This is a genomic window from Microbacterium sp. WCS2018Hpa-23, assembly GCF_031843845.1.
Classification (GTDB): Bacteria; Actinomycetota; Actinomycetes; order Actinomycetales; family Microbacteriaceae; genus Microbacterium.
Genome location: NZ_JAVTIZ010000001.1, coordinates 315,564 through 340,907 on the forward strand (window position 1 = coordinate 315,564; position 25,344 = coordinate 340,907).

Genomic DNA, 25,344 nt, shown 5'->3' on the forward strand with positions numbered 1-25,344 from the left:
ACGACGACCCGAAAGTCGAACCCATGCTTCATTCATCCCGTGCGCTTCGGCGCGCCCATGCAGCGGCGTCCGCCCGTGACGCGGTGACCGCACGCCGTCCCAAGATGATCTTCGGAACGGTGGCCGGTGCAGTCCTCGGACTCGCGGTCACCGTCGGTATGGCTGCGGGTCCGGCTGCCGGGGCGGAGATGCCGGATGCTGTGGCCCAGGTGGCCTCGTTCGTCACCGGTGGCGAGCCTCTGGCCAAGATCGCCGACGACTCGGCGATCACGATCGCTCTGGCAGAGGACGCCGCGGCCGCAGCAGAGGCCCTGAACGCGGAGGTGGCGGCCTCGGGCCTCGACCTCGGCGCCGACCCCTCGTCGGTCGCAACCGACGGGCTTGCCGCCGACATCGATCGCCTCAGTGGCGATCGCGACTCGATGTCCGCCCTCCTGCTCTCCTCCGTGACCCTCGAGACGTCCACCGGCACGGACGAGGTCATCGCCGGCACGGCCGCGCTGCAGGCCTCGTTCACGGCAGCCCAGGAGAAGAAGGCGGCCGACGACGCGGCCCGGGCTGCGGCCGAGCAGGCGGCGGCGGAGGCTGCCGCCTTGGCGCAGGCGAACACTCCCGAGGGCGCGAAGGCCACCGCTCGCCAGATGATGGCCGACAAGTACGGGTGGGGAGAGGACCAGTTCTCCTGCCTGAACTCGCTGTGGACCAAGGAGTCGGGCTGGAACTACCAGGCTTACAACTCGTCGGGGGGAGCCACCGGCATCCCGCAGGCGCTTCCCGGAAGCAAGATGGCCTCCGCCGGAAGCGACTGGCAGACCAACGCGGCCACCCAGATCGCCTGGGGTCTGGGCTACATCGACGCCGTGTACGGAGCGCCGTGCAGCGCTTGGGGTCACTCGCAGGCGTCAAACTGGTACTGACGCCTCGCGCCACGAGCGACTGCACCCACCGAGACCCACCCCCGCGACAGTCGCGGCGGGTGGGTCTCGGCGTTTGTGACGATCTGAAACGGTCACTGAAATCTCTAGGCAGCGCGGGCGCGATGGCACTACCGTGAGCGGTGACGGCTGGGGGGTCGTGGATCCGGAGGAGGACCAATGGACGTCGAGGCGCTATCCGACATTCCCCAGAAGGTGTCGACAGGCCGGCTCCCAGGCTGGGACAGCGTCGATGAGCTCGTGCACGAAGCCCACCGTCGCTATTCCGAAGACCGCCACGGAGCGGTGGCCGACTACATCCCGGTGCTCGCCGAGGCCGACCCGGAGCTCTTCGGTCTCGCCGTGATCGAGGTCGACGGAGGTCTGCACGATGCGGGTGATGCCCTGCATCCGTTCTCGATCCAGTCGATCTCGAAGATGTTCGTCTACGCCCTGGCCATCCAGGAGCACGGCCACGAGCGCGTACGCGAGATCGTCGGGGTCAACAACACAGGTCTCGCCTTCAACTCCCTGATGGCCCTCGAGCTCAACGGCGGACACCCCATGAATCCCATGGTCAACGCCGGCGCGATCGCGACGACGGCGCTCATGCCGGGAGCGACCGCCGTGGAGCAGTGGGAGCGCGTGCGCGAGGGGTTGTCGGCGTTCGCCGGTCGCCCGCTGAGTCTCGACGGTGTGGTGTACGCGTCCGAGGCGGAGACGAACGAGCGCAACCGGGCGATGGGCTGGCTGCTGCGCAGCTACGGGCGACTCGACGGTAATCCCGACGAGGTAGTCGACGTGTATACCCGTCAGTGCGCGCTGAGCGTGACGGCGCACGATCTGGCCGTCATGGGGGCGACGCTCGCCGACGGCGGCGTGAACCCGGTCACTGGCGAGCGCGTGGTCTCCGCGGACGTCTGCCGCGACACGCTCGCCGTGACAGCCTCGACGGGACTCTACGAGGCGTCGGGGGAGTGGCTGTTCGAGATCGGTCTTCCTGCCAAATCGGGCGTTGCCGGTGGCATCGTCGCTGTCGCCCCGGGTAAGGGCGCCGTGGCAGGATTCTCGCCGCGTCTCGATCGGGCGGGAAACTCGGTGCGGTCGCAGCTCGCGATCGGTCATCTCTCCCGCGCGCTCGGATTGAACCTGTTCGCCTCCGCCCCCTCGGCGACCGCTCGGTCGACGGACTGACTCCTTCATCCACCGTTCAGAGGACACTCCCATGACACACACCGCACCGGCGTCCACCAAGACATCGTGGATGCCGCTGGTCAGCCTCTTCCTCGCCCAGGTGCTCATGTCGTTCAACGTGGCGGCTCTGCCGATCTCGCTGGGTGGCATGGTGAGCGAGTTCGGCGTGCCACCCACCGTCGCCAGCACGACCATCGTGATGTACGGACTCGCCGTCGCCGCGCTGGTGATGACCGGCGCGAAGCTGGGGCAGCGCGTCGGGTGGGTGCTCATCTTCCGCGTCGTGATCGCGTTGTTCGCCGCGTCGTCCGTGCTGATGATCATGTCTCCGACCGTGGGATGGGCCATCGCGGGGCAGGCGGTCGCGGGGGCGGCAGCGGCGATCATCGTGCCCTCGATCGTGGCGCTGATCGCCGAGAACTATCGAGGCGCCCAGCAGGCCACCGCGATCGGTGCCATCGGCTCTGCGCGCGCGATCTCGGGTGTGACGGCGTTCCTGATCGGCGGCACACTGGGCACGCTCGTCGGGTGGCGTCCGATGTTCTTCATCGTCTTCGGTATCGCGGTCGTCGTCTTCGCCTTCAGCTTCACCCTTCGCGGTGACCGAGGCGACGCCTCCATCCGAATCGACCTCGTCGCCTCGCTGTTGATCGGTGCGGCGATCGTGCTGCTCACCCTCGGTTTCAACAACCTGAACGGGTGGGGCGCGGTGGCGGCCACCGAGGCTGCGCCGTTCAGCATCCTCGGGCTTTCGCCCGCGCCGGCGTTCATCGTGGTGGGAATCGTGCTCGGCCAGGCGTTCTTCGTCTGGACGCGCAAGCGGATGGCCGAGGGCAAGGTGCCGTTGATCGATCTCAGCGTGCTGGGTTCCTCGAAAGAACGGGCAGCGGTGTACGCGATGTTCATCGTCGTCGCCCTCGAAGCGTGCGTGAACTTCACCATCCCGCTGTACATCCAGATCGTGCAGGGACGCACGCCGTTCGACACCTCGCTCGCGATGATGCCGTTCAACCTCACCGTCTTCATCACCGCGACGCTCGTGGTGCGCTTCTACAAGAAGTACCCGCCCCGTGTGATCGGCGTCTTCGGGTTCATCCTGACGACGGTCGCGCTCGTCTGGCTCTCGTTCGTGGTGAACAACAACTGGGAGACCCTCCCGACGATCCTCGGTCTGATCGTGTTCGGCATCGGACAGGGTGCGCTCGTGACCCTGGTCTTCAACGTCCTGGTCACGGCAGCCCCCGCGGAGCTCGCGGGCGACGTCGGCTCGCTCCGTGGGACGACCCAGAACCTCGCGTCGGCGGTCGGAACCGCCCTGGCGGGGGCGCTGCTCGTCTCTCTGCTCGGCCTGAGCATCGGTCGCGCGGTGGTGGAGCATCCCGAGCTGCCGCCCACGCTCGTGGCGCAGGTCGACATGGACAACCTGAACTTCGTCAGCAACGACGATCTCCGCGCAGCTCTCGAGCAGACGGATGCGACCCCCGACCAGATCGACGCGGCGGTGGCTGTCAACGAGGAGTCGCGCCTGGGCACCCTCCGCCTCGGACTGCTGCTGCTCGCGGGTCTCAGCGCCGTGGCGATCCTTCCGGCGTCTCGTCTGCCGAAGTACAAGCCCGACGAGATCCCCGATCCGTCACCGGTCGCGGGTTCGGACTGACCTCAGCGGAGCTCCGAGATGAGCACGGCGCTCGTTCCGGGCACCATGGCCTCGAACACGTGCTGTGCGTCGCCGGCATAGGAGAGGTAGTCGCCAGGATTCAGCAGCACGGGGTCGCCGGCCGGTCCGATCTGCGCCTGCCCGGAGATGAGGACCACGTGCTCCGTCGTCCCGGCATGATGCGGGTCCGAGCGCCGCGGATCTCCGGGTTCCGCCTGGATCAGGTAGACGTCCCGACGCGCCCCGGGCGGGCTGGCGGAGAGCAGCGTCGCGCTGTACGCCGCTGCAGAGGAAGGCACACCGGCGAGATCGTCGGCGCGGATCAGCGTGGGGGCGTTGGTCTGCTGATCGACGAGGACAGCGAACGGCACGCCCAGCGCGACGCCCAGCGCCCAGAGGGTCTCTACGCTGGGGTTGCCCGAACCTGACTCGAGCTGCGAGACGGTGGCCTTCGAGATCCCCGCGCGACGGGCGAGCTCGGACACGGACAATCCGGCGGCCTCTCGCTCTCGGCGCAGGGTACGGGCGATGCGGGTGCGGAGATCCTCCATGTGTTCATCATGTCAAACGATCGTTCGCTTGACTATCCATCGCGCAATGTTCAGAATGATGATCGTGTGTTCACTGAATCGAACGGCCCTCTCGTGAACGCCGAACGCGAGGTCTGGCGTGAAGCGCTCGGAGTCGTGCTCGCCACCAGCGCGTACGGCATCTCGTTCGGAGCGCTCGCCGTGGCATCCGGTCTCGATGTCTGGCAGTCCTGCGTCCTGAGCCTGCTGATGTTCACCGGCGGGTCGCAGTTCGCCTTCGTCGGGGTCTTCGCCGCCGGGGGAGTCTCCGCGCTCCCGTCGGCCATCGCCTCGGCCGCGCTGCTCGGGGTGCGCAACGTCGCCTACGGCATGCGGATGTCGCCGATCGTCGGCACGACCCCTGCGCGGCGGATCGCCGCGGCGCACTTCACGATCGACGAGTCGACGGCGGTCGCGATCTCTCAGGGCGACCCGCGGCTCCGCCAGGTGGGCTTCTGGGTCACGGGCATCGGCATCTTCGTGGGATGGAACGCCACGACCCTGATCGGCGCGCTGCTCGGCGACGTGCTCGGCGATCCGAAGACATGGGGGCTGGACGCCGCCGCGGCTGCGGCCTTCCTCGCTCTGCTCTGGCCACGGCTCAAGCGGCGTCAGGCGATCGCCGTCGGCGTCGCGGCAGCGGTCGTGGCGGCGGCCCTCACGCCGTTCCTCATGCCGGGGCTCCCCGTGCTGGTCGCTGCGGTCGTGGCGATCATCGTCGGATGGGTCAACTGGCTCGGTCGGGACGCCCTGGTCGCCCCCGATGATCCGGAGGCGCAGAGATGAGCGTCTGGAGTGCGATCCTGCTGGCCGCGGTGGTCTGCCTCGCGCTCAAGGCCGTCGGATACCTGGTGCCGCCGAAGGCGCTGGAAGCTCCTCGCCCAGCGCGCATCTCGGATCTGCTCACCGTCGCCCTGCTCGCCGCGCTCGTGGCGGTGCAGACCCTGGGGGCGGGGCACGCCGTCGTGGTGGATGCGCGGGTGCCCGCGCTGCTCGTCGCGGCGGGGTTGCTGTGGCTGCGGCAGTCGTTCCTGGTCGTGGTCTTCGCTGCGGCCGCGGTGGCCGCTCTGCTGCGTCTGCTCGGTCTCGCGACGTGACGCCAGAACGCGGCATGATCCGGGCGCACGGCGACCGCGCGTAGGATCGTCTCGTGCGTATCGGATGGATCTCCCGGGTGCTCTCCTGGATCGCGGCTGCCCTCGTCGGCGGCGTGTTCGGCGTCGCCGGAACGATCGGCCACAGTCTGATGTGGGGGCCGATCCCCGTGGGGCTCATCGTCGGCGCCATCGCCTGCGGCGCGATCCTCGTGGCGATCCGGGCGCTCACGCACGATCGGGGTGCGACCCTCGCCGCCGGTCTCGGGATGGTGGGGATGCTCGTCCTCATCTCCGGCGTCGGCCCCGGCGGATCCGTCGTGGTCGAGGACACGCTCAGTGGTCGGATCTGGACGTATCTGGTCGCCGGTCTCGTACTGCTCGCTGTCGCGTGGCCGTCGTTCTCTCGGCTGCCTGTCCGCACGGATGCCGTGGCGGAACCCGCGGCACCGCAGGCCGGACCGCACGGCGACGATGCGTCCTCGTCCACTCGAGGCCCCGCGCTGGGCGATCGGACAGGTCGCGAGTCGTAGACTGAGGGGGTGACGTATGTGATCGCCCTTCCGTGCGTCGATGTCAAGGATCGCGCCTGCATCGACGAATGCCCCGTTGACTGTATCTACGAGGGCGAACGCTCGCTGTACATCCACCCCGACGAATGCGTCGACTGCGGCGCGTGCGAACCTGTCTGCCCCGTCGAGGCGATCTACTACGAGGATGACCTGCCCGACGAGTGGCAGGACTACTACAAGGCCAACGTCGAATTCTTCGACGAGGTCGGCTCGCCTGGCGGCGCGGCGAAGGTCGGCGTCATCGCGCACGACCACCCGATCATCGCAGCCCTCCCTCCCCAGGGCGAGTAGTCAGTGAGCGTCCGCGACCTCGCAGACTACCCCTGGGATGCCGTCGTCCCGTACCGTGAGCGCGCAGCCCTGCATCCCCAGGGCATCGTCGATCTCTCCGTCGGATCGCCCGTCGATCCGACGCCCGAGCTGGTCCGCCGGGCTCTGTCCGACGCAACCGACGCGCACGCCTACCCGCAGACGGTCGGCACTCCGGCGCTCCGCGAGGCGATCGTCGACTGGTACGCGCGGCGCAGGGGAGTGCCCGACCTCACCGTGGCCAACGTCCTTCCGACGATCGGCTCGAAGGAGCTCGTCGCGCTGCTGCCGACCCTCCTGGGTCTCGGTGAGGGTGACATCGTTGTGCACCCGCGCATCGCCTACCCGACCTACGAGGTCGGCGCCCGCGTCGTCGGTGCCACGCCTCTGGCCGCCGATGACCCCGCCGAATGGCCCGAGGGTGCGAAGTTGATCTGGATCAACACCCCGGGAAACCCCGACGGACGCACGTGGACCGTCGACGAGCTCTCGGCGGCGGTGCGCCGCGCGCGTGAGATCGGCGCCGTACTCGCCAGCGACGAGTGCTACGCGGAGCTCGGCTGGGACGGTCGCTGGGCGAGCGAGTCCATTCCATCGATCCTCGATCCCCGCGTGACGGACGGCAGCAGGGCGAACCTGCTCAGCGTGTACTCGCTGAGCAAGCAGTCCAACCTCGCCGGCTACCGAGCGGCGTTCGTGGCCGGATGCGCGCGCATCGTCGGCGAGCTGCTCACAGCACGCAAGCATCTCGGTCTGATGCCGCCCGAGCCCGTGCAGCATGCGATGGTCGTCGCACTCGGCGACGACGAGCATGTCGCGGCGCAGAAGGAGCTGTACCGGCACCGGCGCGACACCTTGCGCCCCGCGCTCGAGGCTGCGGGGTTCCGCATCGACGGCTCGGAGGCGGGGCTGTACCTCTGGGCGACCGAGGGGCAGGACGCCTGGGTCAGCATCGCGAGACTCGCCGACCTCGGCATCCTCGCAGGCCCCGGCCCCTTCTACGGCCCGCACTCCACGCAGCACGTGCGTCTCGCTCTGACGGCTCCGTCCGAGCGGATCGCCGAGGGTGCGCGGCGCCTGCACGCGCAGGCTCTGTAGCTTCCCTCCCTACCATCGCCTTTCTTTTGTCCGATGTCACAGTAGGCCGGTGTGCCTACTAGGCTGTAAAGGCGATTCGGTCATGTATCGATGATCTCGATCCGACCTGGTGCACAGCGCCGTGACATCGCCACATCCGACTTGATGAAGATCCATGAGGAGGCCCGCGTGAGCGCAGCGGCAGAGCAGCAGGCGACGGCGAAGCTGACGATCGGCGAGACCACCGCGGAGTTCCCGCTCGTGCGCGGTACGGCAGGAACCGACAGCATCGACTTCTCGACGCTGACCCGCCAGACCGGGTACACGGGACTCGACTACGGCTTCGTCAACACGGCGTCGACGAAGTCCGCGATCACGTTCATCGACGGTGACAAGGGGATCCTGCGCTACCGCGGGTACCCGATCGAGCAGCTCGCGGGCTCGACGAGCTACCTCGAGGTCGCCTGGCTCCTGATCTACGGTGAGCTGCCCTCCGCTGCCGAGCTCGCGGAGTTCGACGAGAAGATCCGTCGGCACACGCTGCTGCACGAAGACCTCAAGCGCTTCTTCTCGGCTCTGCCGCACACGGCGCACCCGATGTCGGTGCTCTCCTCCGCGGTCGCGGCGCTGTCGACCTACTACGAGGGTCAGACCGACCCGCACAACCCCGAGCACGTCGAGCTCAACATGATCCGCATGCTGGCGAAGCTCCCGGTCATCGCGGCGTACGCGCACAAGAAGAGCGTCGGTCAGGCGTTCCTCTACCCGGACAACTCTCTCGGGTTCGTCGAGAACTTCCTCAAGCTCAACTTCGGTGTCCACTCCGAGGAGTACCAGGTCAACCCGGTCATGTCGAAGGCTCTCGAGCTCCTGCTGATCCTGCACGAGGACCACGAGCAGAACGCCTCGACGTCGACCGTGCGCCTCGTCGGATCGACCGGTGCGAACCAGTTCGCCTCGATCTCCGCGGGCATCCAGGCGCTCTCCGGCCCCCTGCACGGCGGGGCGAACGAGGCCGTCCTCACCATGCTCGGTCAGATCCGCGACTCCGGTCAGAGCGTGTCGCGTTTCGTCGAGCGGGTGAAGAACAAGGAAGAGGGCGTGAAGCTGATGGGCTTCGGGCACCGGGTCTACAAGAACTACGACCCCCGCGCCAAGCTCGTCAAGGAAGCGGCCGGCGAGGTCCTCGCAGAGCTCGGTGTCACCGACCCGCTTCTCGACCTCGCGCAGGAGCTCGAGGAGCTCGCCCTCGCCGACGACTACTTCAAGGAGCGTCGTCTGTACCCGAACGTCGACTTCTACACCGGCGTGATCTACAAGGCGATGGGCTTCCCGACGCGCATGTTCACCGTGCTGTTCGCGATCGGCCGCCTGCCGGGCTGGCTCGCGCAGTGGCGTGAGCTGCAGCTCGACCCGCAGACCAAGATCGGCCGTCCGCAGCAGCTCTACACGGGGTCCCCCGAGCGCACGTTCCAGACCCGCTGATCCGAGGCGCGATGCCCGTCGTCACCGCTGAGGCCGTCGTTCCGGTCGATCCGGCGACGGCCTTCGCGGTGTCCCAGACGACCGGAGCCGTGCGCAGGCGCTGGGACCCGTTCATCAGCGAGCAGCACTTTCTCGATGGTGCGGATGTCGCGGCCAGAGACGTGCGCACCTACACACGCCAGCGCTTCGGCTTCTCGATGGTGAGCCGGTACGTGTCCTACGCCCCGCCGCGGAACGTCGGCATGGTCATGGAGACCGGACCGTGGTTCTTCACCAAGCTCGGCGGCGGCTGGCGATTCACCGAGGTGCCCGAGGGCACGCTCGCCGTCTGGAAGTACAACTTCTCGTGCCGCCCGGCGTGGATCGCTCCGATCGCCGAATGGATCGGCATGCGCGTGCTCGGCTTCGAGATCAGGCGCCGTCTGGCAGGCTTCGTTCGAGGGTGCTCCGACCCGCAGGTGCTGGACGCCGTTCGTCGCTGACGAGCGACGAGGTCACGCCTCGTCCGAGCCTCGGGAACAGGGCACGAAAAGGCGGGTGCCCCCGATGCCTGAACATCGGCGCACCCGCCTTGACATGTCTGAGGGTCAGCGACCCTGTGAACCGCGACCGCGGCCGCCCTGACTACCTGAGCGGGATCCGCCCTGGCCGCCCTGACGGGATCCGGCCGTTGCGCCCTGCGCGCCCTGACCGCCCGAGCGGGGACGACGGCTGCGGCGCGACGGCGGGTTGGCGGCGGAGTTGCGCTCGCCACCGGCCGGACGCTGCTTCGACGACGGACGCTGCTGCTGCTGCGGCTGCACGGGCGCCGGACGCACGTGCGGCGCGCGCTCGGGCACGAGCTCGGTGACGGCGTCAGAGGTGACAGGCTCGAGGGCAGCTGTGATGGCTGCCTTGCGCAGGAGGTCCTTCACATCGCGACGCTGCTCGGGCAGCACGACCGTGACGACCGTTCCGGCGGCTCCCGCACGAGCGGTGCGACCGGAGCGGTGCAGGTACGCCTTGTGCTCCATGGGCGGGTCGACGTGGACGACCAGGTCGACGTTGTCGACGTGCACGCCACGGGCGGCGACGTCGGTCGCGACGAGAACGCGCACTCCGCCGTCTGCGGGGTCGGAGGAGAACGCGCCGAGGTTGCGCTCACGAGCGTTCTGCGACAGGTTGCCGTGCAGGTCGACGGCCGGGATGCCGGCGGCGGTGAGCTGCTTCGCGAGCTTCTTGGCCTGGTGCTTGGTGCGGGTGAAGAGGATTCGGCGGCCGGTGCCCGAGGCGAGGTCGCGCACGAGGGTGGTCTTGTTGTCGGTCGAGTCGACCACGAGCACCCGGTGGGTCATCTCGCCGACCGGAACGCTCTCTTCGTCGACCTCGTGGCTCACGGCGTTCGAGAGGAAGCGACGCGCGAGCGTGTCGATGCCGCGGTCGAGGGTCGCGCTGAACAGCAGGCGCTGGCCACCCGCGGGGGTCGCGGTGAGGATGCGGGTGACGCCGGGCAGGAAACCGAGGTCCGCCATGTGATCGGCCTCGTCGAGGACAGTGACCTCGACGGCGTCGAGCTGCACGACCCGCTGCTTCATAAGGTCTTCCAGGCGGCCGGGGCAGGCGACCACGATGTCGACGCCGCTGCGCATCGCCTGCTCCTGCGGGCGCTGGCTCACGCCGCCGAAGACGGTGGTGACGCGCAGGCCCTTGGCCTCGGCGAGCGGCGCGATGGTCGCGGCGATCTGGGTCGCGAGCTCACGGGTCGGAGCGAGGACGAGTCCTCGGGGGTGTCCGGGGCGGCTCTTGCGTGAAGAGGCCGTGAGGCGGGAGACGAGGGGAAGCGCGAATGCGATCGTCTTTCCGCTGCCGGTGCGCCCACGGCCGAGGAGGTCGCGGCCCGCGAGAGAGTCGGGAAGCGTGTCGCGCTGAATCGCGAACGCCTCGGTCTTGCCGTCCTTCGAGAGGACGGCGGCGAGGTCGGCGGGCACGCCGAGATCGAGGAAGGAAGTCATGAAGTATCTCCGAGAATGCACGCACGAACCATCGGGCCGGGTGCGGGAAGGTGGGCGACGGCGCGGGATCGCGCATCGTTTCGCCGTTCGAAATGGCCAGAACCAGGCAAGTGGCGCGGGAGCGTGTCGACGACGCAGACGTCTCGCATTGCGAGGAGCGTCGCCTCGACACTATCACGCGTCAGGAGAAGAAGCCTGGGACGATGCCGCCCCAGCGAGTCGGGGTCAGGCGTGCAGCGCCTCGTTGAGGGTCACGCCGACTCCGGCGCGGTGTTTGACCTCGATGGCGCCGCTCACCGAGTTGCGCCAGAACAGCAGGCCGTTCTGCCCGCTGAGCTCCGACGCCTTGACCGTTCGCTTTCCGCCCTGAGACGTGTCGGGCCCGTCTGCGACCACGACCTTCGAACCGGCGGTCACGTAGAGACCGGCTTCTACGACGCAGTCATCACCGAGCGCGATTCCGATGCCCGCATTCGCACCGAGAAGTGAACGCTCGCCGATGGACACACGCACGCTGCCGCCGCCTGACAGGGTGCCCATGATGGAGGCGCCCGCGCCGATGTCGCTGTTCGCACCGACGACGACACCCTGCGAGATTCTTCCTTCCACCATGACCGGTCCGAGCGTGCCGGCGTTGAAGTTCACGAAGCCCTCGTGCATGACAGTCGTGCCAGGGGAGAGATGGGCACCGAGACGGACGCGCGAGGCGTCGGCGATCCGCACGCCGGAGGGCTGCACGTAGTCGGTGAGTCGAGGGAACTTGTCTAGCCCCTGCACCTGGATGCCTGCACGCTGCAGCAGCGGACGCAGCCGTGCCGCGTCATCGGGGTGCACGGGGCCGGCGTTCGTCCAGGCAACGTTCGGCAGGTGGCTGAAGATGCCGTCGAGATTCAGGTGGTTCGGGCGCACGACCAGGTGCGACAGCGCGTGCAGACGCAGGTAGGCGTCGACGGTCGATGCCGGTGCGGCATCCAGGTCGATCTGCAGTTGGACGGTCTCCATCGTGACGTTGCGGCGCTCGTCGGTTCCTGCCAGGGCCTCGAGGGTGACGAGCGCGGCCGCCGCGTCCTCTGCCGACGGCGCTTCGGTGCGCACCTCGGGGAACCATGCGTCCAGCACGGTGCCGTCGCCGGCGATCGTCGAAAGTCCGATACCCCACACGGTGCGCGCTTCAGTCATGCCTCCACGGTATCGCGACCCGAGCCGGGCGATCGTCCAGATGTCGAGGTAAGTAGGCTGGGGGAATGATGCTCGATCTGACCGCGTCCTCCGTCGACCTGACCCGTGCGATCTGCGACATCCCGAGCGTGTCGGGCGACGAGAAGACGCTCGCGGATGCCATCGAGCAGGCGATCTCCGCGTATGCGCATCTCGAGGTGCTCCGCCACGGCAACACGATCGTCGCCCGCACGAACCTGGGACGCGCCCAGCGGGTCGCGATCGCCGGCCACATCGACACCGTGCCGATCAACGACAACGTGCCGACGAAGGACATCGAGATCGACGGTGTCGCCTACCTCTGGGGGCGCGGAACCGTCGACATGAAGAGCGGCACCGCCGTGCAGCTCAAGCTCGCCGCCGAGCTCACCGAGCCCTCGGTCGACATCACCTGGATGTGGTACGACAACGAGGAGGTCGAGGCGTCGAAGAACGGCCTGGCGCTTCTCGCTGCAGTGCGCCCGGATCTCTTCCAGGCCGACTTCGCGATCCTCGGCGAGCCGTCGAACGGCGAGGTCGAGGGCGGCTGCAACGGCACGATGCGCGCAATCGTGCGCACCACCGGAGTCCGCGCCCACGCGGCGCGCGCCTGGATCGGCGAGAACGCGATCCATCGCGCCGCCCCGATCCTCGCTCGTCTCGCCGAGTACCGCTCCAGGGAGATCCCGGTCGACGGGCTGCTCTACCGAGAGAGCATGAGTGCCGTGCGCATCGCGGGGGGAGTCGCGGGCAACGTGATCCCCGACGCGTGCGAGGTCGAAGTCAACTACCGGTTCGCGCCGAGCAAATCCGCCGCCGACGCCGAGGCCCACATCCGCAACCTCCTCGCCGGGTTCGACGTCGAGATCACGGATGCCGCAGAGGGCGCCCGCCCGGGGCTCGACGCCCCCATCGCGCAGGAGTTCGTGACCGCCGTCGGCGCCGAACCCCGACCGAAGTACGGCTGGACCGACGTGGCGCGCTTCTCGGCCCTCGGCATCCCCGCCGTCAACTACGGCCCGGGCGACCCCCATCTCGCGCACCACGACGAGGAGCGGGTGCCGCTCGCGCAGATCGACGCGGTCGAGCGAGGACTGCGCACGTGGCTCAGCTCGCGCTGACCGCCACTCGTCGTTGGGCGAGTGCTCCGCTCCCGCTGCGGATCGCACTCGTCTACCTGACCGCTCGTGCGGTGACCACCGCTCTCCTGATCGCCGCGGCGCTGCAGTCGACGTCGCTGTCGCGATTCGGCGCAGATCCCGGCCTCGCCGACTTCGTCGTCGCCTGGGACGCGCAGTGGTACTGGCTCGTGGCGGAGGAGGGATATCCGTCCGAGCTGCCGCTCACCGAGTCCGGCGACGTCGCCGAGAACGCCTGGGCGTTCATGCCCGTGTTCGCGTTCGCGGCCAAGGGCATCGGCTTCCTGTTGGGGTCGTGGGGGATGGGGGCCTTCCTGCTGTCCTTCGTCGCCGGATACTTCGCGTGCGTCGCACTGCACCGCCTGCTGCGCGATCGCCTCGGGCAGCATGCCGCGATGTGGTCGGTCGTGTTCTTCGCGTCGGGGCCGATCGCTGCGATGTTCCAGGTCGGCTACGCCGAGACGCTCTTCCTCCTCCTGCTCTTCCTCGCTCTCGACGCCACGATCCGCCGTCGATACACGTGGCTGTACCTCCTGATCCCGATCATGGCGTTCACCCGTCCGGGCATCCTGGCTTTCGCGCTCTATCTGGGCCTGCACGGCATCCTCCGCTGGTGGCACCGGCGCGAGGACCCGCTTGCGACCCGAGAGGTGGTGCACATCGTCGCCCTCGGCGCTCTGGCCACGGTCGCCGGATTCTCGTGGCAGGTGATCGCCGGCGTCGTCACCGGAGACCCGGGAGCGTACCTCGCCACCGAGCTGTCCTGGCGCCGGAACTGGCTCGTCGGCGGGGTGGAGGGCTTCATCCCCTTCGAGGGATGGATACAGGCATCCCAGTTCTGGTTCGGTCAGTGGGGACTGCCGACATCGTGGGGGCCGGTCGTGCTCGCACTCCTCGTGGTGGCGGCCGGCGCCGCCCTGATCTACCTGCCGCAGGTGCGCGCACTCGGCCCGGATCTGCGTCTGTGGAGCGCGAGCTACCTGCTCTACCTGCTCGCGGTCTTCTTCCCGCAGTCCAGCACGTTCCGGCTGCTGCTTCCTCTGAGCCCTGCCTGGGGAGCGTTCGCGGTGCCGCGATCGCGCCTCTGGCGAGTGGGCGTCCTGGCCGCCTGTCTGGTGGGCCAGTGGCTCTGGATCTATCACGTCTTCGCCCTCGGGAACACCTTCTGGCAGGTGCCGTGAATGTTAAGGCTTGATGCATTTCTTCATAGGGGACATCCAGGTTCGGGTAACACCCGATAAACTGGTCGCATACCACCGGAGGAAAAGGAGCCCACGATGGCAGCGATGAAGCCGAGGACCGGAGACGGACCCATGGAGGCCGTGAAAGAAGGGCGACTCATCATCGTGCGCGTCCCGCTCGAAGGAGGCGGCCGTCTGGTCGTCTCCGTGAACGACGCAGAGGCGAAGGAACTTCACGACGTGCTGGCAGCCGTCGTGGCGCCCGCCTGATCGAACTCGAATTCGCGCACGCGGATTCACGAAGAGGGCGACGGATCGATGATCCGTCGCCCTCTTTCTGTCGTGGTGGTCCGATCGCTCAGGACTCTCCGACGCTGATCAGCTGCAGCAGTCCCTCGCCGGTCGTCGAGACGGTGGCGAGCACCGCAGACGACTCCTGCGTCTCCTGGATGAGCGAGCGATAGGCCGAGGTGACCTCGTCCCGCTGCACGGGGTCGGCGACGCGGCCTCCACCGAGAACGCGGGGGACCAGGACCATACCGCCGGTGCGCACGAGCCGCAGCCCGTGCTCGACGTAGTCGATGACGTTCTCGGGGTCTGCGTCGACGAGCACGATGTCATACGACGCCTCGTTCATGCGCGGCAGCACGTCGGCGGCGCGTCCGGTGATGAATCGCGCCTTCGTCGCCGGGATGCGCGCATCCGCGAACGCCTGACGAGCGGCGGCCAGGTGCTCAGGCTCGTTGTCGATCGAGGTCAGGACGGCCTGCGGCGCACCGCGCAGCAGCCAGAGCCCTGAGACGCCCGCTCCGGTGCCGATCTCGACGATCGACCGAGCGCCTGTCGCGGCGGCCAGCACGGAGATCTGCGAGCCGACGGCCGCGCTGATCGGCGATGCGCCGAGCTCGACGGCGTGCGCGCGGGCGCGGGCGATCGGCGACGGCTCCACGATGGATTCGCGGATGAAACGTGCGTTCGCATCGTTCTCGCTCATTGCCTGATTCTCCCGACTGAGATGTGTGTTCTCCCAGGGTATGCGCTCGGTGCGCGGCGCACGGGCAGGCGCGGCGGTAGCCTGGACAGATGCAGTTCGGGATCACCTTCGAAAAGCTGCTGCTTATCGGTCTGATCGCTGTGCTGCTCATCGGACCGGAGCGGCTGCCGCGCTACGCCGAGAGCGTCGCCAAGCTCGCTCGGCGTGCCGGCGAGTTCCTGCGGGACACCAAATCGCGCGTCCGTGACGAGATGGGCCCCGAGATCGACGACGTCGACTGGCGCAAGCTCGACCCACGGCAGTACGACCCGCGGCGGATCATCCGGGATGCACTCTTCGAGGACGACCCCGCACCGGGACAGGCTCGCGCGGAGACCGTCGTCGCGGAGCCCGCAGTGAAGCCCGTGCACACGCCCAGGGTGCGACCGGAGTTCTCGCACTCGAGCCCTCCGCCGTACGACCCGGAATCCACCTGAACCGTGCCCTGACCTGCGAGCTGCGGTCAGCCGATCCGCGCGCGCAGCTGCGCGATGTCGGCATCACTCAGCAGCGCCCGCGGGATCGCGGTGATCGCCGATGCGCCACGCAGCTTGAGCAGCACGGCATCCGTGCCTGCGCGCATGCTCTGGAAGGTGCGGTACTCGATGTCGGACGAGCGGCTGCCTGAGCCGATGTGCAGAGCGCTCTCGCCGAGCCGCACCCAGACCACGGTGCCCGGCGGAGTGGCGGCTCGCACAGCGCGTCGAGCTCCGACGATCGTCATCACGACGGCGTAGACCATGAGGGCGATGCTCGCGACGGGAAGCAGCCCCGAGAGCCCGGCGCTGCCTCCGGCCGCGCTCAGGTTCAGGATGCTCAGAGCGAGCGCCGCGGCGAGGGCTATCCACATGACGATCGCCGCAGGGCGGGTGAGAGCGTAGACCGCGGCGTCGCGGGCCATCCCTCGAAGCAGCCGCTCATCGACGGTGAGTGCCATCTGCCGCTCCTATCCGAGAGTCATCGGGAGCGAGCGGCCTGCGAGTCCGCGTCCCTGGGCGGCGAGGGTGCGGGCGAGGTCGCGGATCGCCGTCGCCGCGGCATCCGTGCTGTCGCTGAGGACGATCGGGACGCCGATGTCTCCTCCCGTGCGCAGGGTGGGGCTGAGCGGGATCGAGGCGAGCAGCGGAATGGGTTCAGTCTCCGACAGGGCCTCGGCCACGGCCGCACCTCCACCAGAGCCGAACAGGTCGAGCACCGTGCCGTCCGGCAGGGCGAAGGCGCCCATGTTCTCGACAACGCCGATGACCCGCTGACCGGTCTGGCGGGCGACGAGTCCGCTGCGGATCGCCACATCGGATGCGGCGGCCTGCGGCGTCGTGACGACCAGGACCTCGGCGTGCGGAAGCAGCTGGCCGATCGAGATCGCGATGTCGCCGGTGCCTGGGGGCATGTCGATCAGCAGGATGTCGAGGTCGCCGAAGAAGACATCCGTCAGGAACTGCTGCACCGTGCGGTGCAGCATCGGTCCGCGCCACGCGACGACGGCCTCGCCGTCGCGGAGGAACATACCGATCGAGATGGTCTTCACCCCGTGTGCCACGGGCGGAAGCATGAGGTCGTCGATGCGGGTCGGCTGAGTCCCGGCCGGGATGCCGAGCAGGCCAGGGATCGAGAACCCGTGCACGTCGGCGTCCACCAGGCCGACGGCCAGCCCCTGATCGGCGAGGGCGGCCGCGAGGTTCGCGGTCACAGTGGACTTTCCCACTCCGCCCTTGCCGCTGGAGACGAGGATCACGCGCGTGAGCGAATCCGGGCCGAACGGCATCTGGCGAGCGGGGCGTCCGTCGCGGAGCTTCTCGGTCAGGGCCTTGCGCTCGGCCGGGGTCATCACGCCGACCTCGACGTCGACCTCGGTGACACCGGGCACGGATGCCGCGGCCGCGCGCACGTCGGACTCGATGCGTGCCGCCGCGGGGCATCCGACGATCGTGAGCACGATGGAGACGCGCGCGCGGCCGTCGTCGACCGCGATCTCCCGCACCATGTCGAGGTCGCCGATCGGCCTCCGGAGCTCAGGGTCGCTGACGGCTGCGACCGCCGCGCGGACGGACTCGGCGGAACTCATGATGCGGATCGCCCGCCGGACCGGCGTTCGGCGGCCGGCGCGTCGTCGCTCTCGCCGAGGTCGGCCAGCAGTGCCTTGAGCTCCTGGCGGAGGACATCGCGCGTCACGACCTGGTTGGTGCGCTCCTCGAGCGCCATGCGCAGAGCGACGATCTCACGGGCGAGATACTCGGTGTCGGCGAGGTTGCGCTCGGCGCGCTGGCGATCCTGCTCGATCTGCACCCGGTCGCGGTCGTCCTGGCGGTTCTGCGCGAGCAGGATCAGGGGAGCGGCGTACGACGCCTGCAGTGAGAGCATCAGGGTGAGGGCCGTGAATCCGAGCGCCGCGTCATCGAATCGCAGGTGATCGGGCAGCAGCGTGTTCCAGCAGATCCAGAGCACGCAGAACAGCGTGAGGATCAGCAGGAACGCAGGGGTGCCCATGGCGCGGGCGACCCATTCGGTGAAGCGCCCGAATCGGTCGCGCGACGTCGACCGCTGGCGAGACGTGCCACGGCCCAGAGGAGCGTCGAGCTGGGGCGAGCGGGAGCGTGCCATCAGCGCACCTCCTTCGGGACAGTCGGCTCGTCGCTGTCGTGCGTGCGCCAGTCGTCGGGGAGCAGATAGTCGAGGACGTCGTCGATGCTGATCGCGCCGACCAGGCGGTGCGCGGTATCGATCACCGGCAGCGAGACCAGGTCGTAGCTCGCGAGCATGCGGGCGACCTCAGCCGCCGAGGCCGTGACGTGCACCGGCTCGAGGCTGTCGTCCATGATCGCGCCGAGTCGCTCATGAGGGGGGTAGCGCAGCATCCGCTGGAAGTGCACCATGCCGAGAAGACGGCCCGTCGGGGTCTCGAAGGGCGGCAGCGTCACGAAGACCGCCGCCGCGAGGGCGGGGTGCAGCTCGTGCCTGCGGATGAGTGCCAGCGCCTCGGCCACCGTGGCATCGGCGGAGAGGATGATCGGCTCGGGTGTCATGAGGCCACCGGCCGTGTCAGGGCCGTAACGCAGCAGCATCCTGACGTCCTCGGCCTCTTCCGGCTCCATCAGCTCGAGCAGCTGCTCGAGTCGGTTGGGTGGGAGCTGGGCGAGGAGGTCGGCCGCGTCGTCGGGCTCCATCTGGTCGAGGATGTCGGCGGCGCGTTCGTCGCCCAGGCGATCGAGGATGTGCACCTGCTCGTCCTCGGGCATCTCCTCGAGGGCGTCGGCGAGGCGGTCGTCGGAGAGCTCCTCGGCGACCTCGATCATGCGCTGCTGCGGCAGATCGAGCAGGGTGTTCGCGAGGTCGGCGGCGTGCAGCTCGGAGTAGGACGCCACGAGCTGCTCTGCCGACTGCGCCTCGCCGGGCGAGTGCTGCTCCGCGACCTCGCTCCAGGCGGCGAACGTGGTCGGGCCCTTCGCGAACGGCGACGCGCTGGTCTTCGGACGGCGGAGGAAGAGCTGGCTGACGGCCCACTCGCCGAGGCGGTTGGGTTCGATCGCCACGTCTTCGATCACGGCGGTGCCGCTGCCGTCGACGAGGCTCACCCGCCGGCCGAGCAGCTCGGCCAGGACGCGCACCTCGCCGGCGCGCGGCGAGAACCGCCGCACGTTGATGAGACCTGTGCTGATGACCTGGCCGGCGCGGATCGATGTCACACGGCCGATCGAGAGGAAGACGTGTCGGCGCCCGGGGATCTCGACCACGAGGCCGATCACGCGCGGGGCCGCCGTACTTCGGTACACGATGACGACATCACGGACTTTGCCGAGCCGGTCGCCCACGGGGTCGAAGACGGCGCAGCCTGCAAGGCGCGCGGCGAATACCCGTTGTGTGCTCACTCATCCAGCGTAGTGCGCGGGGCCTGTCCGGGTCCTGCCCGGAACGCCGCACCGACGCCTCTGCCCGACATGCGCCCGGCCCGGGCATCGGCAGGCATGGAACAATGGCGGGATGAGCATGCTGAACCGTCCAGCTGACAGCCGCGATGAAGGCGAGATCGTCGCCTCCACCCGCGATTACGAAGGCGCCCAGAAGACGGTGTCGAAACTGATCGCCCAGGAGGTGCCAGCCAGAGACATCGCGATCATCGGGCAGAGCGTCCGCACGGTCGAGCGCATCACCGGTCGCCTCGGCTACGCGGCCGCGGCTCGGTCGGGTGCCATCAACGGCGTGCTCATCGGTCTCTTCCTCTCGGCGATCCTCGTGATCGGCAACCCGGAGGTGCCGATCCAGCTGTTCGTCGGGTTCGTGTTCATCGGTGTCGCCCTCGGCATGCTGCTGAGCCTGGTCACCTATGCCATCGTTCGGCGCCGCCGCGATTTCGCGAGCGTGACGCAGTTCGCCGCCGACCACTACGAGGTCCGCGTGCAGGCAGCGTCGCTGGCGAAGGCACGTCTGGCCCTCGGCGCAGCCAAGCCCGCCCCGGTGCGCGCACCTGTGGACCTCGACGAGCCGCCCCGCTACGGCGAGCGCATCACCCCCGGAGGCCACACGGCACCGACTCCTCCCGCCACTCCGGTCGAGCTGACTCCCGGCCCCGATCAGGTCCCGGGCTCGGAGCCGACACCGCCCCTCGGCGGCGGACAGACGCCGCCGGCGGAACCGGCGATCCCGCCGCGCCCGGCCGATCCGGCCTCACCGCCCACCGAGACTCCGGACCCCGGCGCGGCCGGCATCCCGCCGAAGTCGGCGGAGCCCGCCTGATGTCGGACACGAACCGCGACAGTCGCACTCCCATGGACGGCATGGCACCGGAGCAGTCGCCGTCGCCGTACGAGTCCGTACCGCCTATGCCTCCTGTTCCGCCTGCTGCGCCGACAGCAGGCCCGCAGACTCCCGTTCCTCCGCAGACGCCGGTCTACGGCGATACCCCACCGCTGGCGCCCGGATACGCACCGCCGCAGGCGTCCGGATACGCCCAGCCGCAGGCGTCCGCCTACGCCCAGCCCCAGCCCCAGGCGCCCGCGTACGGGTACCCGCAGCAGCACCCCGGTCACCCCGCTTCCGGGTATCCCGCGGGCGGCTACCCGGTCGGCTCCTATCCTGCCGCCGTCCCGCCGCGTGGTCTGCTGCCGTGGGCGCTGGGTCTTCTGATCCTCATCCCCTTCCCGTTCCTGGGCGGACTCGCGTCCGGGATCGCGATGGCGGTCAGCGGTGGAGCCTCTCGGCGATTCGGCGGAGTGGCACGCGAGAACGCACGCGCTGCGCTGAACTGGGGACTGACGTACCTGCTCGTCTCGACTGTGCTCCTGGTCTCGCACTTCGTTCTGCTGTTCTCGTTGACGGCTGACTCTCCGACTTCGGGCTTCTACCCGATCGGCATCCCGATCACGATCTACTTCGCGCTCTCGGTGCTGCACCTGGTTCTCGTGATCGTGGGCATGGTCCGTGCAGCGGGCGGCAAGGTCATGCGGGTGCCGTTCGCGATCCCGTACCTTCGCGGCTGATGACGGACATCTCCGTCGAGCTGCCCGCAGGGGCTACGACCGTCTCGACGGACTGGGAGCCCGGAACCAACGGTGCGACCGTCGTCATCGCGCACGGCGCGGGCACGGGCAAGGACCACCCGTTCCTCACGGGCTTCGCCGACGCGCTCGGGGCGCTCGGATTTTCGACGTTGCGGTTCAACTTCCCCTACGTCGAGCAGGGTCGCAGGATGCCGGGGCCGGCGGCGCACGCGATCGCGACGTGGAACGCGGTCGTGGCATTCGCCCGCGAACAGGATCCGGCAGCGACGATCTGGGCGACCGGCAAGTCCTACGGCGGGCGCATGGCCTCCATGGCGGTGTCCGAGGGGCTCACCGTCGACGGCCTCGCCTACCTCGGCTATCCCCTGCACGCCCCGGGCAAGCCAGAGAAGCCGCGCGCGGAGCACCTGCCGCCGATCGCCGTTCCGCAGCTCTTCATCGAAGGCACGAACGATCCGTTCATCCAGCCGGTGGCGCAGTTCGACGACGTCGTCGCCACCTGCCAGAACGCGCGCGTCGTCTGGATCGAGGGCGGCGGCCACACCTTCGAGGTGAAGGGCCGCAAGCGCCCGGCATCCGACATCGGCGCGTCGCTCGCACCTTTCGTCGCGGAGTTCGCCCGGCCCTGACAGCATGGCAGGGTGAGCCTCGAACGTATCGCCCTGATCTCGGATGTGCACGGCAACCTGACCGCTCTCGAGGCGGTGCTCGCCGACATCGGGCGTCGCGGGATCACCCGCATCGTCAATCTCGGCGACACGGCGGGCAAAGGCCCGCGAGGTGAGGATGCCGTGCAGCGCTGCCGCGCCGTGTGCGAGCTGAACATCCGCGGCAACTGGGACGACTTCCTTCCCACGATCCCCGACGACGGACCGCACGAGATGGTGTGGTGGCGCGACGAGCTGTCGTCGTCGAGCAGGGACTGGCTGGCGGCGCTTCCGCTGAGCGCGGATCTCATGCTCAGCGGTCGTCGGATCCGGCTGTTCCACGCATCGGCGCAGAGCCCGCATGTCCGGGTGCACTTCCACCACACACCTGAGCAGTTCTCCGCGATGTTCGAGGCGACCGAGATGACCGGCGACGGCCCTCTCCCCGACGTCGTGGGCTATGCCGACATCCACGACGCGTACATCGAATCGAATGACGGACGCACGCTGTTCAACGTTGGCAGCGTAGGGAACCCGCTCGACACTCCGGTTCCGTCGTACGTGATCCTCGAAGGCGGGGCCTCGTCCGATGATCCCTTCGGCGTGCAGTTCGTGCGGGTGCCGTACGACGTCGAGGCCGAGATCGCGGTGGCCGAGGCGCTCGACATGCCCACCGCCGATGTCTGGTCGGTCGAGCTCCGCACCGCCGTATACCGTGGGCGGCAGTCGTGAAGGGGCTGCATCACGTCGAGATCTGGGTGCCCGACATCGATGAGGCAGCGAGCAGCTGGGGGTGGCTGCTCGCGCGACTGGGCCTCGAGCTCACGGGTGAGTGGGCGGACGGCCGCACGTGGGATTCCGGGAGCGCCTATGTGACGCTCACGACGTCACCGAACCTCACGTCTGCCGCACATGACCGGCGTCGCGCGGGCGTGAACCACCTGGCCTTCTGGGGCGGGACCCGCGAGGAGGTCGATGCCGTGCTGGCGGACGCGGAGGCGCACGGATGGCATCCGCTGTATCAGGAGAGGTATCCGCACGCCGGCGGACCGGACCACTATGCGGGCTGGGTGGAGAACGCGCAGGGATTCAAGGTCGAGATCGTCGCGGAGCCACACGCCCAGGCATCACCCGAGCAGGGGGCGCCCGCCGGATGAGCACGCCTGCAGGATGAGAACACGGTTCTCGTCCTGCAGGCGCGCTCAGATCCTGTAAACGGCGACAGGAGGCTCGGGATTCAGCCCTGGACCCGAGCGATCCACGCCTCGACCTCGTCGGCCGTACGGGGGATGTCGGCCGACAGGTTGACCGGGCCATCCTCCGTCATCAGGATGTCGTCTTCGATACGCACTCCGATGCCGCGGTATTCCGCGGGCACGGTGAGGTCGTCGATCTGGAAGTACAGGCCGGGCTCGATCGTGAACACCATGCCCGGGGCCAGGATGCCGTCGTAGTACATCTCGCGGCGAGCCTGAGCGCAGTCGTGGACGTCGATGCCGAGGTGGTGCGATGTGCCGTGCACCATGTAGCGGCGGTGCTGTCCTCCGGCGTCTCCGTCGAGGGCCTCCTGGGCAGTCACAGGGAGCAGGCCCCATTCGGCGACCCGTGCGGCGATCACCCGCATGGCTGCCTCGTGCACCTCGCGGAAGCGCACTCCGATCCGTGCTGCGGCGAAGGCGGCGTCCGCAGCCTCGCGCACGGTCTCGTAGACGCGGCGCTGGACCTCGGTGAAGGTGCCGGAGACCGGCAGAGTGCGCGTGATGTCGGCGGTATAGAGGCTGTCGGCCTCGACCCCGGCATCGACGAGGATCAGATCCCCGGGGACGACGGTGCCGTCGTTGCGCGTCCAGTGCAGGTAGCACGCGTGAGGTCCGGAGGCGGCGATCGTGTCGTAGCCCTCGCCGTTGCCGTCTTCGCGGGCGCGGCGGTGGAACACGCCCTCGACGACGCGCTCGCCGCGTGCGTGCGCGATCGCCTCGGGAAGCGAGCGGATCACGTCCTCGAAGCCCTGAGCGGTGATGTCGACCGCACGGCGCATCTCGGTGATCTCGAACTCGTCTTTGACCAGACGCAGCTCGGAGACGAAGCGGGTGAGGTCGTCGTCCTCGTCGAGCACCAGCTCGCCCTCGGCGGCTGCGAACCGGTCGAGGTGCTGGGTCGCGACCGCGAGGTCGGTGGCGACCCCTGCGAGCGAGGGGCGGGGACCGATCCAGAACTCGCCGACCGTGGCATCCGCATAGAACTCGGTCGTCGTGCGGTCTGCCCGCTCGCGGAAGTAGAGGGTGACGTCGTGACCGGCGTCGGTGGGGTCGAAGACGAGGATCGAATCGGGCTCGGAATCCGAGGCCCACCCGGTGAGGTGCGCGAACGCCGAATGCGCGCGGTACGGGTAGTCGGTGTCGTTGCTGCGCTGCTTCAGCGAACCGGCGGGGATGACGAGGCGCTTGCCGGGGAACGCGGCCGAGACGGCCGCCCGACGGGTCGCCGCATACGAGGCCTGTGCGCGAGGTGCGGGAATCGATTCGGGTCGCTCCGCCCAACCTGTCGAGATCGTGTCGAGGAAGCCGCGGGGGAAGGGCTGCTTGCGGTTCGTCGTCGTCGCCTCGACGGGGGTCTCTGTGGTGGGCTCTGCGATCGTGTCGCGCTCTGCGGTGCTCATCCCTCCAGTCTGTCACCTGCGCGACGGACGCGGGATGTCAGCCTGCGGGCTCGAGCTGCACCACGAGGCCGCGGTGATCGCTGCCGGTGGCGTCGTCGATGACGACGGACCCGGTGGCGGTCCAGCTCGGGGATGCCATGACGTGGTCGATCGGAGTGCTGAGCAGGGCCGGAAGGGAGCTCGGCCAGGTGCCGCTGTAGCCGTTGCCGGTGCGCGTCGCGGCATCTCGGCAGTACCCCATGTCGCCGCCGTCGACACCGAGGCCGGCCATGTGGTCGATCGTCGCGTTGAAGTCGCCGGCGAGGATGAAGTTCCCTTGGGGGCACTGGTCGGCGATCCAGCGCAGATCGCTCTGCCATTGCGCCATGTCCTCCATGCGGGGTGCGACGGCGTGCACGGCCACGATCGCCGGGCCGCCGGCGTTCCCGCCGACCGGCATCAGCACGACGCTCGGCACGGATCCCGTGTTGCTCGTGCCGTCCTCCGAGGACTCGATGACCGAGTATTCCCCGAGATCGGGAGAGACGAGGACCGTCGTGTGCCAGGACTTCGGACCGTCGACGACATCCGGCTTGAACTGCACGTGGTGCACCCACATCGGGTGATCCTGCTCGCGCAGCAGCACCGCGATCTGCTCGCCGACCTCCTCGGTCGTCTCCGGGAGCGCGACGATGTCTGCACCCCGATCGAGGATCTGCTTTGCGATCTCTTCGGCCGAGACCTCGTCGCCGGCCGTGTTCCATGTCAGGACGCGGATGCTGGAATCCGTCGCCGCAGGAAGGGTGTCTCCACCGAACCCGCGCTGGAATCCGATGGCACCGGTCGCCCCGGCGCCGAGCAGGGCGACGATCAGGACGGATGCGGCGAAGCCGCGCAGCGGCCTGGCGAGGAGGAGCAGCAGTGCGAGAGCGGCGACGACGAGGAATGCGGCGAGCACGACCCCACGGGCTGCGACGACCTGCGCGAACGGATACGTCTGCTCGAGATGGAAGAACTGCGGCCACACCACCACAGCCGTCGCGATCGCGAACAGCACGGTGACGAGGATCCCCAGTAGTCGAAACATCCCATCCAGCCTAGAAGGCGTCTCTGTGAAGTCCCTGCCGCGACGGGCTGCGCGTCCGGCATAGC

General features: G+C 68.8%; 29 protein-coding genes. 19 read left to right on the plus strand and 10 right to left on the minus strand.

Features of this window, described 5'->3' with window-relative positions; translation table 11 throughout:
- Positions 1 to 23 precede the first annotated feature (23 nt).
- From RQG77_RS01445 to RQG77_RS01455, 3 genes are all read left to right on the plus strand, one after another.
- Positions 24 to 917: a phospholipase gene (locus RQG77_RS01445; protein WP_311243107.1), complete on the plus strand. Its 894-nt coding sequence runs from the start codon at positions 24 to 26 to the stop codon at positions 915 to 917.
- Positions 918 to 1,094: 177 nt separating this feature from the next.
- A complete protein-coding gene (glsA, locus tag RQG77_RS01450) occupies positions 1,095 to 2,108 on the plus strand; it encodes a glutaminase A (RefSeq protein ID WP_311243108.1) in 1,014 nt (337 codons plus the stop codon).
- A 31-nt stretch (positions 2,109 to 2,139) separates the two neighbouring features.
- On the plus strand, positions 2,140 to 3,765 hold the full coding sequence (locus RQG77_RS01455) for an MFS transporter (RefSeq protein WP_311243109.1): 1,626 nt from the start codon (positions 2,140 to 2,142) through the stop codon (positions 3,763 to 3,765).
- A 2-nt stretch (positions 3,766 to 3,767) separates the two neighbouring features.
- On the opposite strand, the gene RQG77_RS01460 is transcribed toward RQG77_RS01455, so the two are convergent.
- Positions 3,768 to 4,316, minus strand: a complete 549-nt coding sequence (locus RQG77_RS01460; protein ID WP_311243110.1) for an XRE family transcriptional regulator — start codon at positions 4,314 to 4,316, stop codon at positions 3,768 to 3,770.
- A gap of 93 nt (positions 4,317 to 4,409) precedes the next feature.
- Between RQG77_RS01460 and RQG77_RS01465 the strand changes: the two genes are divergently transcribed.
- The 7 genes from RQG77_RS01465 (at position 4,410) to RQG77_RS01495 (ending at position 9,353) form a co-directional block, all read left to right on the plus strand.
- Positions 4,410 to 5,120 (plus strand): AzlC family ABC transporter permease, encoded by a 711-nt coding sequence (locus tag RQG77_RS01465; protein ID WP_311243459.1) that lies wholly within the window; start codon positions 4,410 to 4,412, stop codon positions 5,118 to 5,120.
- The gene (locus RQG77_RS01470) at positions 5,117 to 5,431 is read left to right on the plus strand and encodes an AzlD domain-containing protein (protein ID WP_311243111.1); all 315 of its coding nucleotides are present in this window, start codon (positions 5,117 to 5,119) and stop codon (positions 5,429 to 5,431) included. The genes RQG77_RS01465 and RQG77_RS01470 overlap by 4 nt, the downstream gene beginning before the upstream one ends.
- Positions 5,432 to 5,484: 53 nt before the next feature.
- Positions 5,485 to 5,961, plus strand: coding sequence for a histidinol dehydrogenase (locus RQG77_RS01475; RefSeq protein ID WP_311243112.1), 477 nt, complete (start codon positions 5,485 to 5,487; stop codon positions 5,959 to 5,961).
- 9 nt (positions 5,962 to 5,970) lie between these two features.
- Positions 5,971 to 6,291: a ferredoxin gene (gene fdxA / locus RQG77_RS01480; RefSeq protein ID WP_042542002.1), complete on the plus strand. Its 321-nt coding sequence runs from the start codon at positions 5,971 to 5,973 to the stop codon at positions 6,289 to 6,291.
- Between the two features lie 3 nt (positions 6,292 to 6,294).
- Positions 6,295 to 7,407 (plus strand): succinyldiaminopimelate transaminase, encoded by a 1,113-nt coding sequence (dapC, locus tag RQG77_RS01485; RefSeq protein WP_311243113.1) that lies wholly within the window; start codon positions 6,295 to 6,297, stop codon positions 7,405 to 7,407.
- A gap of 144 nt (positions 7,408 to 7,551) precedes the next feature.
- On the plus strand, positions 7,552 to 8,871 hold the full coding sequence (locus tag RQG77_RS01490) for a citrate synthase (protein ID WP_157534228.1): 1,320 nt from the start codon (positions 7,552 to 7,554) through the stop codon (positions 8,869 to 8,871).
- An 11-nt stretch (positions 8,872 to 8,882) separates the two neighbouring features.
- Positions 8,883 to 9,353: an SRPBCC family protein gene (locus RQG77_RS01495; RefSeq protein WP_311243114.1), complete on the plus strand. Its 471-nt coding sequence runs from the start codon at positions 8,883 to 8,885 to the stop codon at positions 9,351 to 9,353.
- A gap of 105 nt (positions 9,354 to 9,458) precedes the next feature.
- On the opposite strand, the gene RQG77_RS01500 is transcribed toward RQG77_RS01495, so the two are convergent.
- Complete coding sequence (locus RQG77_RS01500) at positions 9,459 to 10,862, minus strand: DEAD/DEAH box helicase (RefSeq protein WP_311243115.1); 1,404 nt, start codon at positions 10,860 to 10,862, stop codon at positions 9,459 to 9,461.
- A 225-nt stretch (positions 10,863 to 11,087) separates the two neighbouring features.
- The gene (gene dapD, locus RQG77_RS01505; protein WP_311243116.1) at positions 11,088 to 12,041 is read right to left on the minus strand and encodes a 2,3,4,5-tetrahydropyridine-2,6-dicarboxylate N-succinyltransferase; all 954 of its coding nucleotides are present in this window, start codon (positions 12,039 to 12,041) and stop codon (positions 11,088 to 11,090) included.
- Between the two features lie 65 nt (positions 12,042 to 12,106).
- On the opposite strand from dapD, the gene dapE reads away from it, so the two are divergent.
- The 3 genes from dapE to RQG77_RS01520 all read left to right on the plus strand — a co-directional run bounded on the left by dapE (position 12,107) and on the right by RQG77_RS01520 (position 14,649).
- A complete protein-coding gene (gene dapE, locus RQG77_RS01510) occupies positions 12,107 to 13,180 on the plus strand; it encodes a succinyl-diaminopimelate desuccinylase (protein ID WP_056508811.1) in 1,074 nt (357 codons plus the stop codon).
- Positions 13,162 to 14,379, plus strand: coding sequence for a hypothetical protein (locus RQG77_RS01515; protein ID WP_311243117.1), 1,218 nt, complete (start codon positions 13,162 to 13,164; stop codon positions 14,377 to 14,379). Before dapE ends, RQG77_RS01515 begins: the two co-directional genes overlap by 19 nt.
- A gap of 96 nt (positions 14,380 to 14,475) precedes the next feature.
- The gene (locus RQG77_RS01520) at positions 14,476 to 14,649 is read left to right on the plus strand and encodes a DUF3117 domain-containing protein (RefSeq protein ID WP_017203323.1); all 174 of its coding nucleotides are present in this window, start codon (positions 14,476 to 14,478) and stop codon (positions 14,647 to 14,649) included.
- A gap of 88 nt (positions 14,650 to 14,737) precedes the next feature.
- On the opposite strand, the gene RQG77_RS01525 is transcribed toward RQG77_RS01520, so the two are convergent.
- On the minus strand, positions 14,738 to 15,373 hold the full coding sequence (locus RQG77_RS01525; protein ID WP_311243118.1) for a class I SAM-dependent methyltransferase: 636 nt from the start codon (positions 15,371 to 15,373) through the stop codon (positions 14,738 to 14,740).
- Positions 15,374 to 15,462: 89 nt separating this feature from the next.
- Here RQG77_RS01525 and RQG77_RS01530 point away from each other — a divergent pair, with 89 nt between their 5' ends.
- Positions 15,463 to 15,849 carry a twin-arginine translocase TatA/TatE family subunit gene (locus RQG77_RS01530; protein ID WP_056308620.1) on the plus strand — a complete coding sequence of 129 codons (387 nt, stop codon included), beginning with the start codon at positions 15,463 to 15,465 and terminating at the stop codon, positions 15,847 to 15,849.
- 26 nt (positions 15,850 to 15,875) lie between these two features.
- Here the strand turns inward: RQG77_RS01530 and RQG77_RS01535 are convergent, their stop codons facing one another.
- Genes RQG77_RS01535 through RQG77_RS01550 form a run of 4 tightly spaced genes read right to left on the minus strand, consistent with a single transcriptional unit; the run spans position 15,876 to position 19,278 of the window.
- Complete coding sequence (locus RQG77_RS01535; RefSeq protein ID WP_311243119.1) at positions 15,876 to 16,349, minus strand: YcxB family protein; 474 nt, start codon at positions 16,347 to 16,349, stop codon at positions 15,876 to 15,878.
- Between the two features lie 9 nt (positions 16,350 to 16,358).
- Positions 16,359 to 17,477, minus strand: a complete 1,119-nt coding sequence (locus tag RQG77_RS01540) for an Mrp/NBP35 family ATP-binding protein (protein WP_311243120.1) — start codon at positions 17,475 to 17,477, stop codon at positions 16,359 to 16,361.
- Complete coding sequence (locus RQG77_RS01545) at positions 17,474 to 18,013, minus strand: DUF1003 domain-containing protein (protein WP_311243121.1); 540 nt, start codon at positions 18,011 to 18,013, stop codon at positions 17,474 to 17,476. The genes RQG77_RS01540 and RQG77_RS01545 overlap by 4 nt, the downstream gene beginning before the upstream one ends.
- Entirely contained in the window at positions 18,013 to 19,278 is a 1,266-nt protein-coding gene (locus RQG77_RS01550; RefSeq protein ID WP_056308611.1) for a magnesium transporter MgtE N-terminal domain-containing protein, read from the minus strand. Before RQG77_RS01550 ends, RQG77_RS01545 begins: the two co-directional genes overlap by 1 nt.
- Positions 19,279 to 19,390: 112 nt before the next feature.
- Here RQG77_RS01550 and RQG77_RS01555 point away from each other — a divergent pair, with 112 nt between their 5' ends.
- From RQG77_RS01555 to RQG77_RS01575, 5 genes are read left to right on the plus strand one after another with little or no spacing between them, the layout of a single operon-like run.
- Entirely contained in the window at positions 19,391 to 20,143 is a 753-nt protein-coding gene (locus RQG77_RS01555) for a general stress protein (protein WP_311243122.1), read from the plus strand.
- Positions 20,143 to 20,886 carry a DUF4870 domain-containing protein gene (locus RQG77_RS01560; RefSeq protein WP_311243123.1) on the plus strand — a complete coding sequence of 248 codons (744 nt, stop codon included), beginning with the start codon at positions 20,143 to 20,145 and terminating at the stop codon, positions 20,884 to 20,886. Before RQG77_RS01555 ends, RQG77_RS01560 begins: the two co-directional genes overlap by 1 nt.
- Complete coding sequence (locus tag RQG77_RS01565) at positions 20,886 to 21,536, plus strand: alpha/beta family hydrolase (protein ID WP_311243124.1); 651 nt, start codon at positions 20,886 to 20,888, stop codon at positions 21,534 to 21,536. The genes RQG77_RS01560 and RQG77_RS01565 overlap by 1 nt, the downstream gene beginning before the upstream one ends.
- A 12-nt stretch (positions 21,537 to 21,548) precedes the next feature.
- Positions 21,549 to 22,286: a metallophosphoesterase family protein gene (locus tag RQG77_RS01570; RefSeq protein WP_311243125.1), complete on the plus strand. Its 738-nt coding sequence runs from the start codon at positions 21,549 to 21,551 to the stop codon at positions 22,284 to 22,286.
- Positions 22,283 to 22,711 carry a VOC family protein gene (locus RQG77_RS01575; protein WP_311243126.1) on the plus strand — a complete coding sequence of 143 codons (429 nt, stop codon included), beginning with the start codon at positions 22,283 to 22,285 and terminating at the stop codon, positions 22,709 to 22,711. The genes RQG77_RS01570 and RQG77_RS01575 overlap by 4 nt, the downstream gene beginning before the upstream one ends.
- Positions 22,712 to 22,791: 80 nt before the next feature.
- Here the strand turns inward: RQG77_RS01575 and RQG77_RS01580 are convergent, their stop codons facing one another.
- Together RQG77_RS01580 and RQG77_RS01585 are read right to left on the minus strand one after the other, a co-directional pair.
- Positions 22,792 to 24,213 carry an aminopeptidase P family protein gene (locus RQG77_RS01580; protein ID WP_311243127.1) on the minus strand — a complete coding sequence of 474 codons (1,422 nt, stop codon included), beginning with the start codon at positions 24,211 to 24,213 and terminating at the stop codon, positions 22,792 to 22,794.
- Between the two features lie 37 nt (positions 24,214 to 24,250).
- Positions 24,251 to 25,279 carry an endonuclease/exonuclease/phosphatase family protein gene (locus RQG77_RS01585; protein ID WP_311243128.1) on the minus strand — a complete coding sequence of 343 codons (1,029 nt, stop codon included), beginning with the start codon at positions 25,277 to 25,279 and terminating at the stop codon, positions 24,251 to 24,253.
- Positions 25,280 to 25,344 lie beyond the last annotated feature (65 nt).

What these genes read in the sequence shown, in the direction of transcription:
- RQG77_RS01445 (WP_311243107.1), top strand. Translation starts at nt 24, where the DNA reads ATGCTTCATTCATCCCGTGCGCTTCGGCGCGCCCATGCAGCGGCGTCC.
- glsA (WP_311243108.1), top strand. Translation starts at nt 1,095, where the DNA reads ATGGACGTCGAGGCGCTATCCGACATTCCCCAGAAGGTGTCGACAGGC.
- RQG77_RS01455 (WP_311243109.1), top strand. Translation starts at nt 2,140, where the DNA reads ATGACACACACCGCACCGGCGTCCACCAAGACATCGTGGATGCCGCTG.
- RQG77_RS01460 (WP_311243110.1), bottom strand. Translation starts at nt 4,316, where the DNA reads ATGGAGGATCTCCGCACCCGCATCGCCCGTACCCTGCGCCGAGAGCGA.
- RQG77_RS01470 (WP_311243111.1), top strand. Translation starts at nt 5,117, where the DNA reads ATGAGCGTCTGGAGTGCGATCCTGCTGGCCGCGGTGGTCTGCCTCGCG.
- RQG77_RS01490 (WP_157534228.1), top strand. Translation starts at nt 7,552, where the DNA reads ATGAAGATCCATGAGGAGGCCCGCGTGAGCGCAGCGGCAGAGCAGCAG.
- RQG77_RS01495 (WP_311243114.1), top strand. Translation starts at nt 8,883, where the DNA reads ATGCCCGTCGTCACCGCTGAGGCCGTCGTTCCGGTCGATCCGGCGACG.
- RQG77_RS01500 (WP_311243115.1), bottom strand. Translation starts at nt 10,862, where the DNA reads ATGACTTCCTTCCTCGATCTCGGCGTGCCCGCCGACCTCGCCGCCGTC.
- dapD (WP_311243116.1), bottom strand. Translation starts at nt 12,041, where the DNA reads ATGACTGAAGCGCGCACCGTGTGGGGTATCGGACTTTCGACGATCGCC.
- dapE (WP_056508811.1), top strand. Translation starts at nt 12,107, where the DNA reads ATGATGCTCGATCTGACCGCGTCCTCCGTCGACCTGACCCGTGCGATC.
- RQG77_RS01520 (WP_017203323.1), top strand. Translation starts at nt 14,476, where the DNA reads ATGGCAGCGATGAAGCCGAGGACCGGAGACGGACCCATGGAGGCCGTG.
- RQG77_RS01525 (WP_311243118.1), bottom strand. Translation starts at nt 15,373, where the DNA reads ATGAGCGAGAACGATGCGAACGCACGTTTCATCCGCGAATCCATCGTG.
- RQG77_RS01530 (WP_056308620.1), top strand. Translation starts at nt 15,463, where the DNA reads ATGCAGTTCGGGATCACCTTCGAAAAGCTGCTGCTTATCGGTCTGATC.
- RQG77_RS01535 (WP_311243119.1), bottom strand. Translation starts at nt 16,349, where the DNA reads ATGGCACTCACCGTCGATGAGCGGCTGCTTCGAGGGATGGCCCGCGAC.
- RQG77_RS01540 (WP_311243120.1), bottom strand. Translation starts at nt 17,477, where the DNA reads ATGAGTTCCGCCGAGTCCGTCCGCGCGGCGGTCGCAGCCGTCAGCGAC.
- RQG77_RS01545 (WP_311243121.1), bottom strand. Translation starts at nt 18,013, where the DNA reads ATGGCACGCTCCCGCTCGCCCCAGCTCGACGCTCCTCTGGGCCGTGGC.
- RQG77_RS01555 (WP_311243122.1), top strand. Translation starts at nt 19,391, where the DNA reads ATGAGCATGCTGAACCGTCCAGCTGACAGCCGCGATGAAGGCGAGATC.
- RQG77_RS01560 (WP_311243123.1), top strand. Translation starts at nt 20,143, where the DNA reads ATGTCGGACACGAACCGCGACAGTCGCACTCCCATGGACGGCATGGCA.
- RQG77_RS01565 (WP_311243124.1), top strand. Translation starts at nt 20,886, where the DNA reads ATGACGGACATCTCCGTCGAGCTGCCCGCAGGGGCTACGACCGTCTCG.
- RQG77_RS01580 (WP_311243127.1), bottom strand. Translation starts at nt 24,213, where the DNA reads ATGAGCACCGCAGAGCGCGACACGATCGCAGAGCCCACCACAGAGACC.
- RQG77_RS01585 (WP_311243128.1), bottom strand. Translation starts at nt 25,279, where the DNA reads ATGTTTCGACTACTGGGGATCCTCGTCACCGTGCTGTTCGCGATCGCG.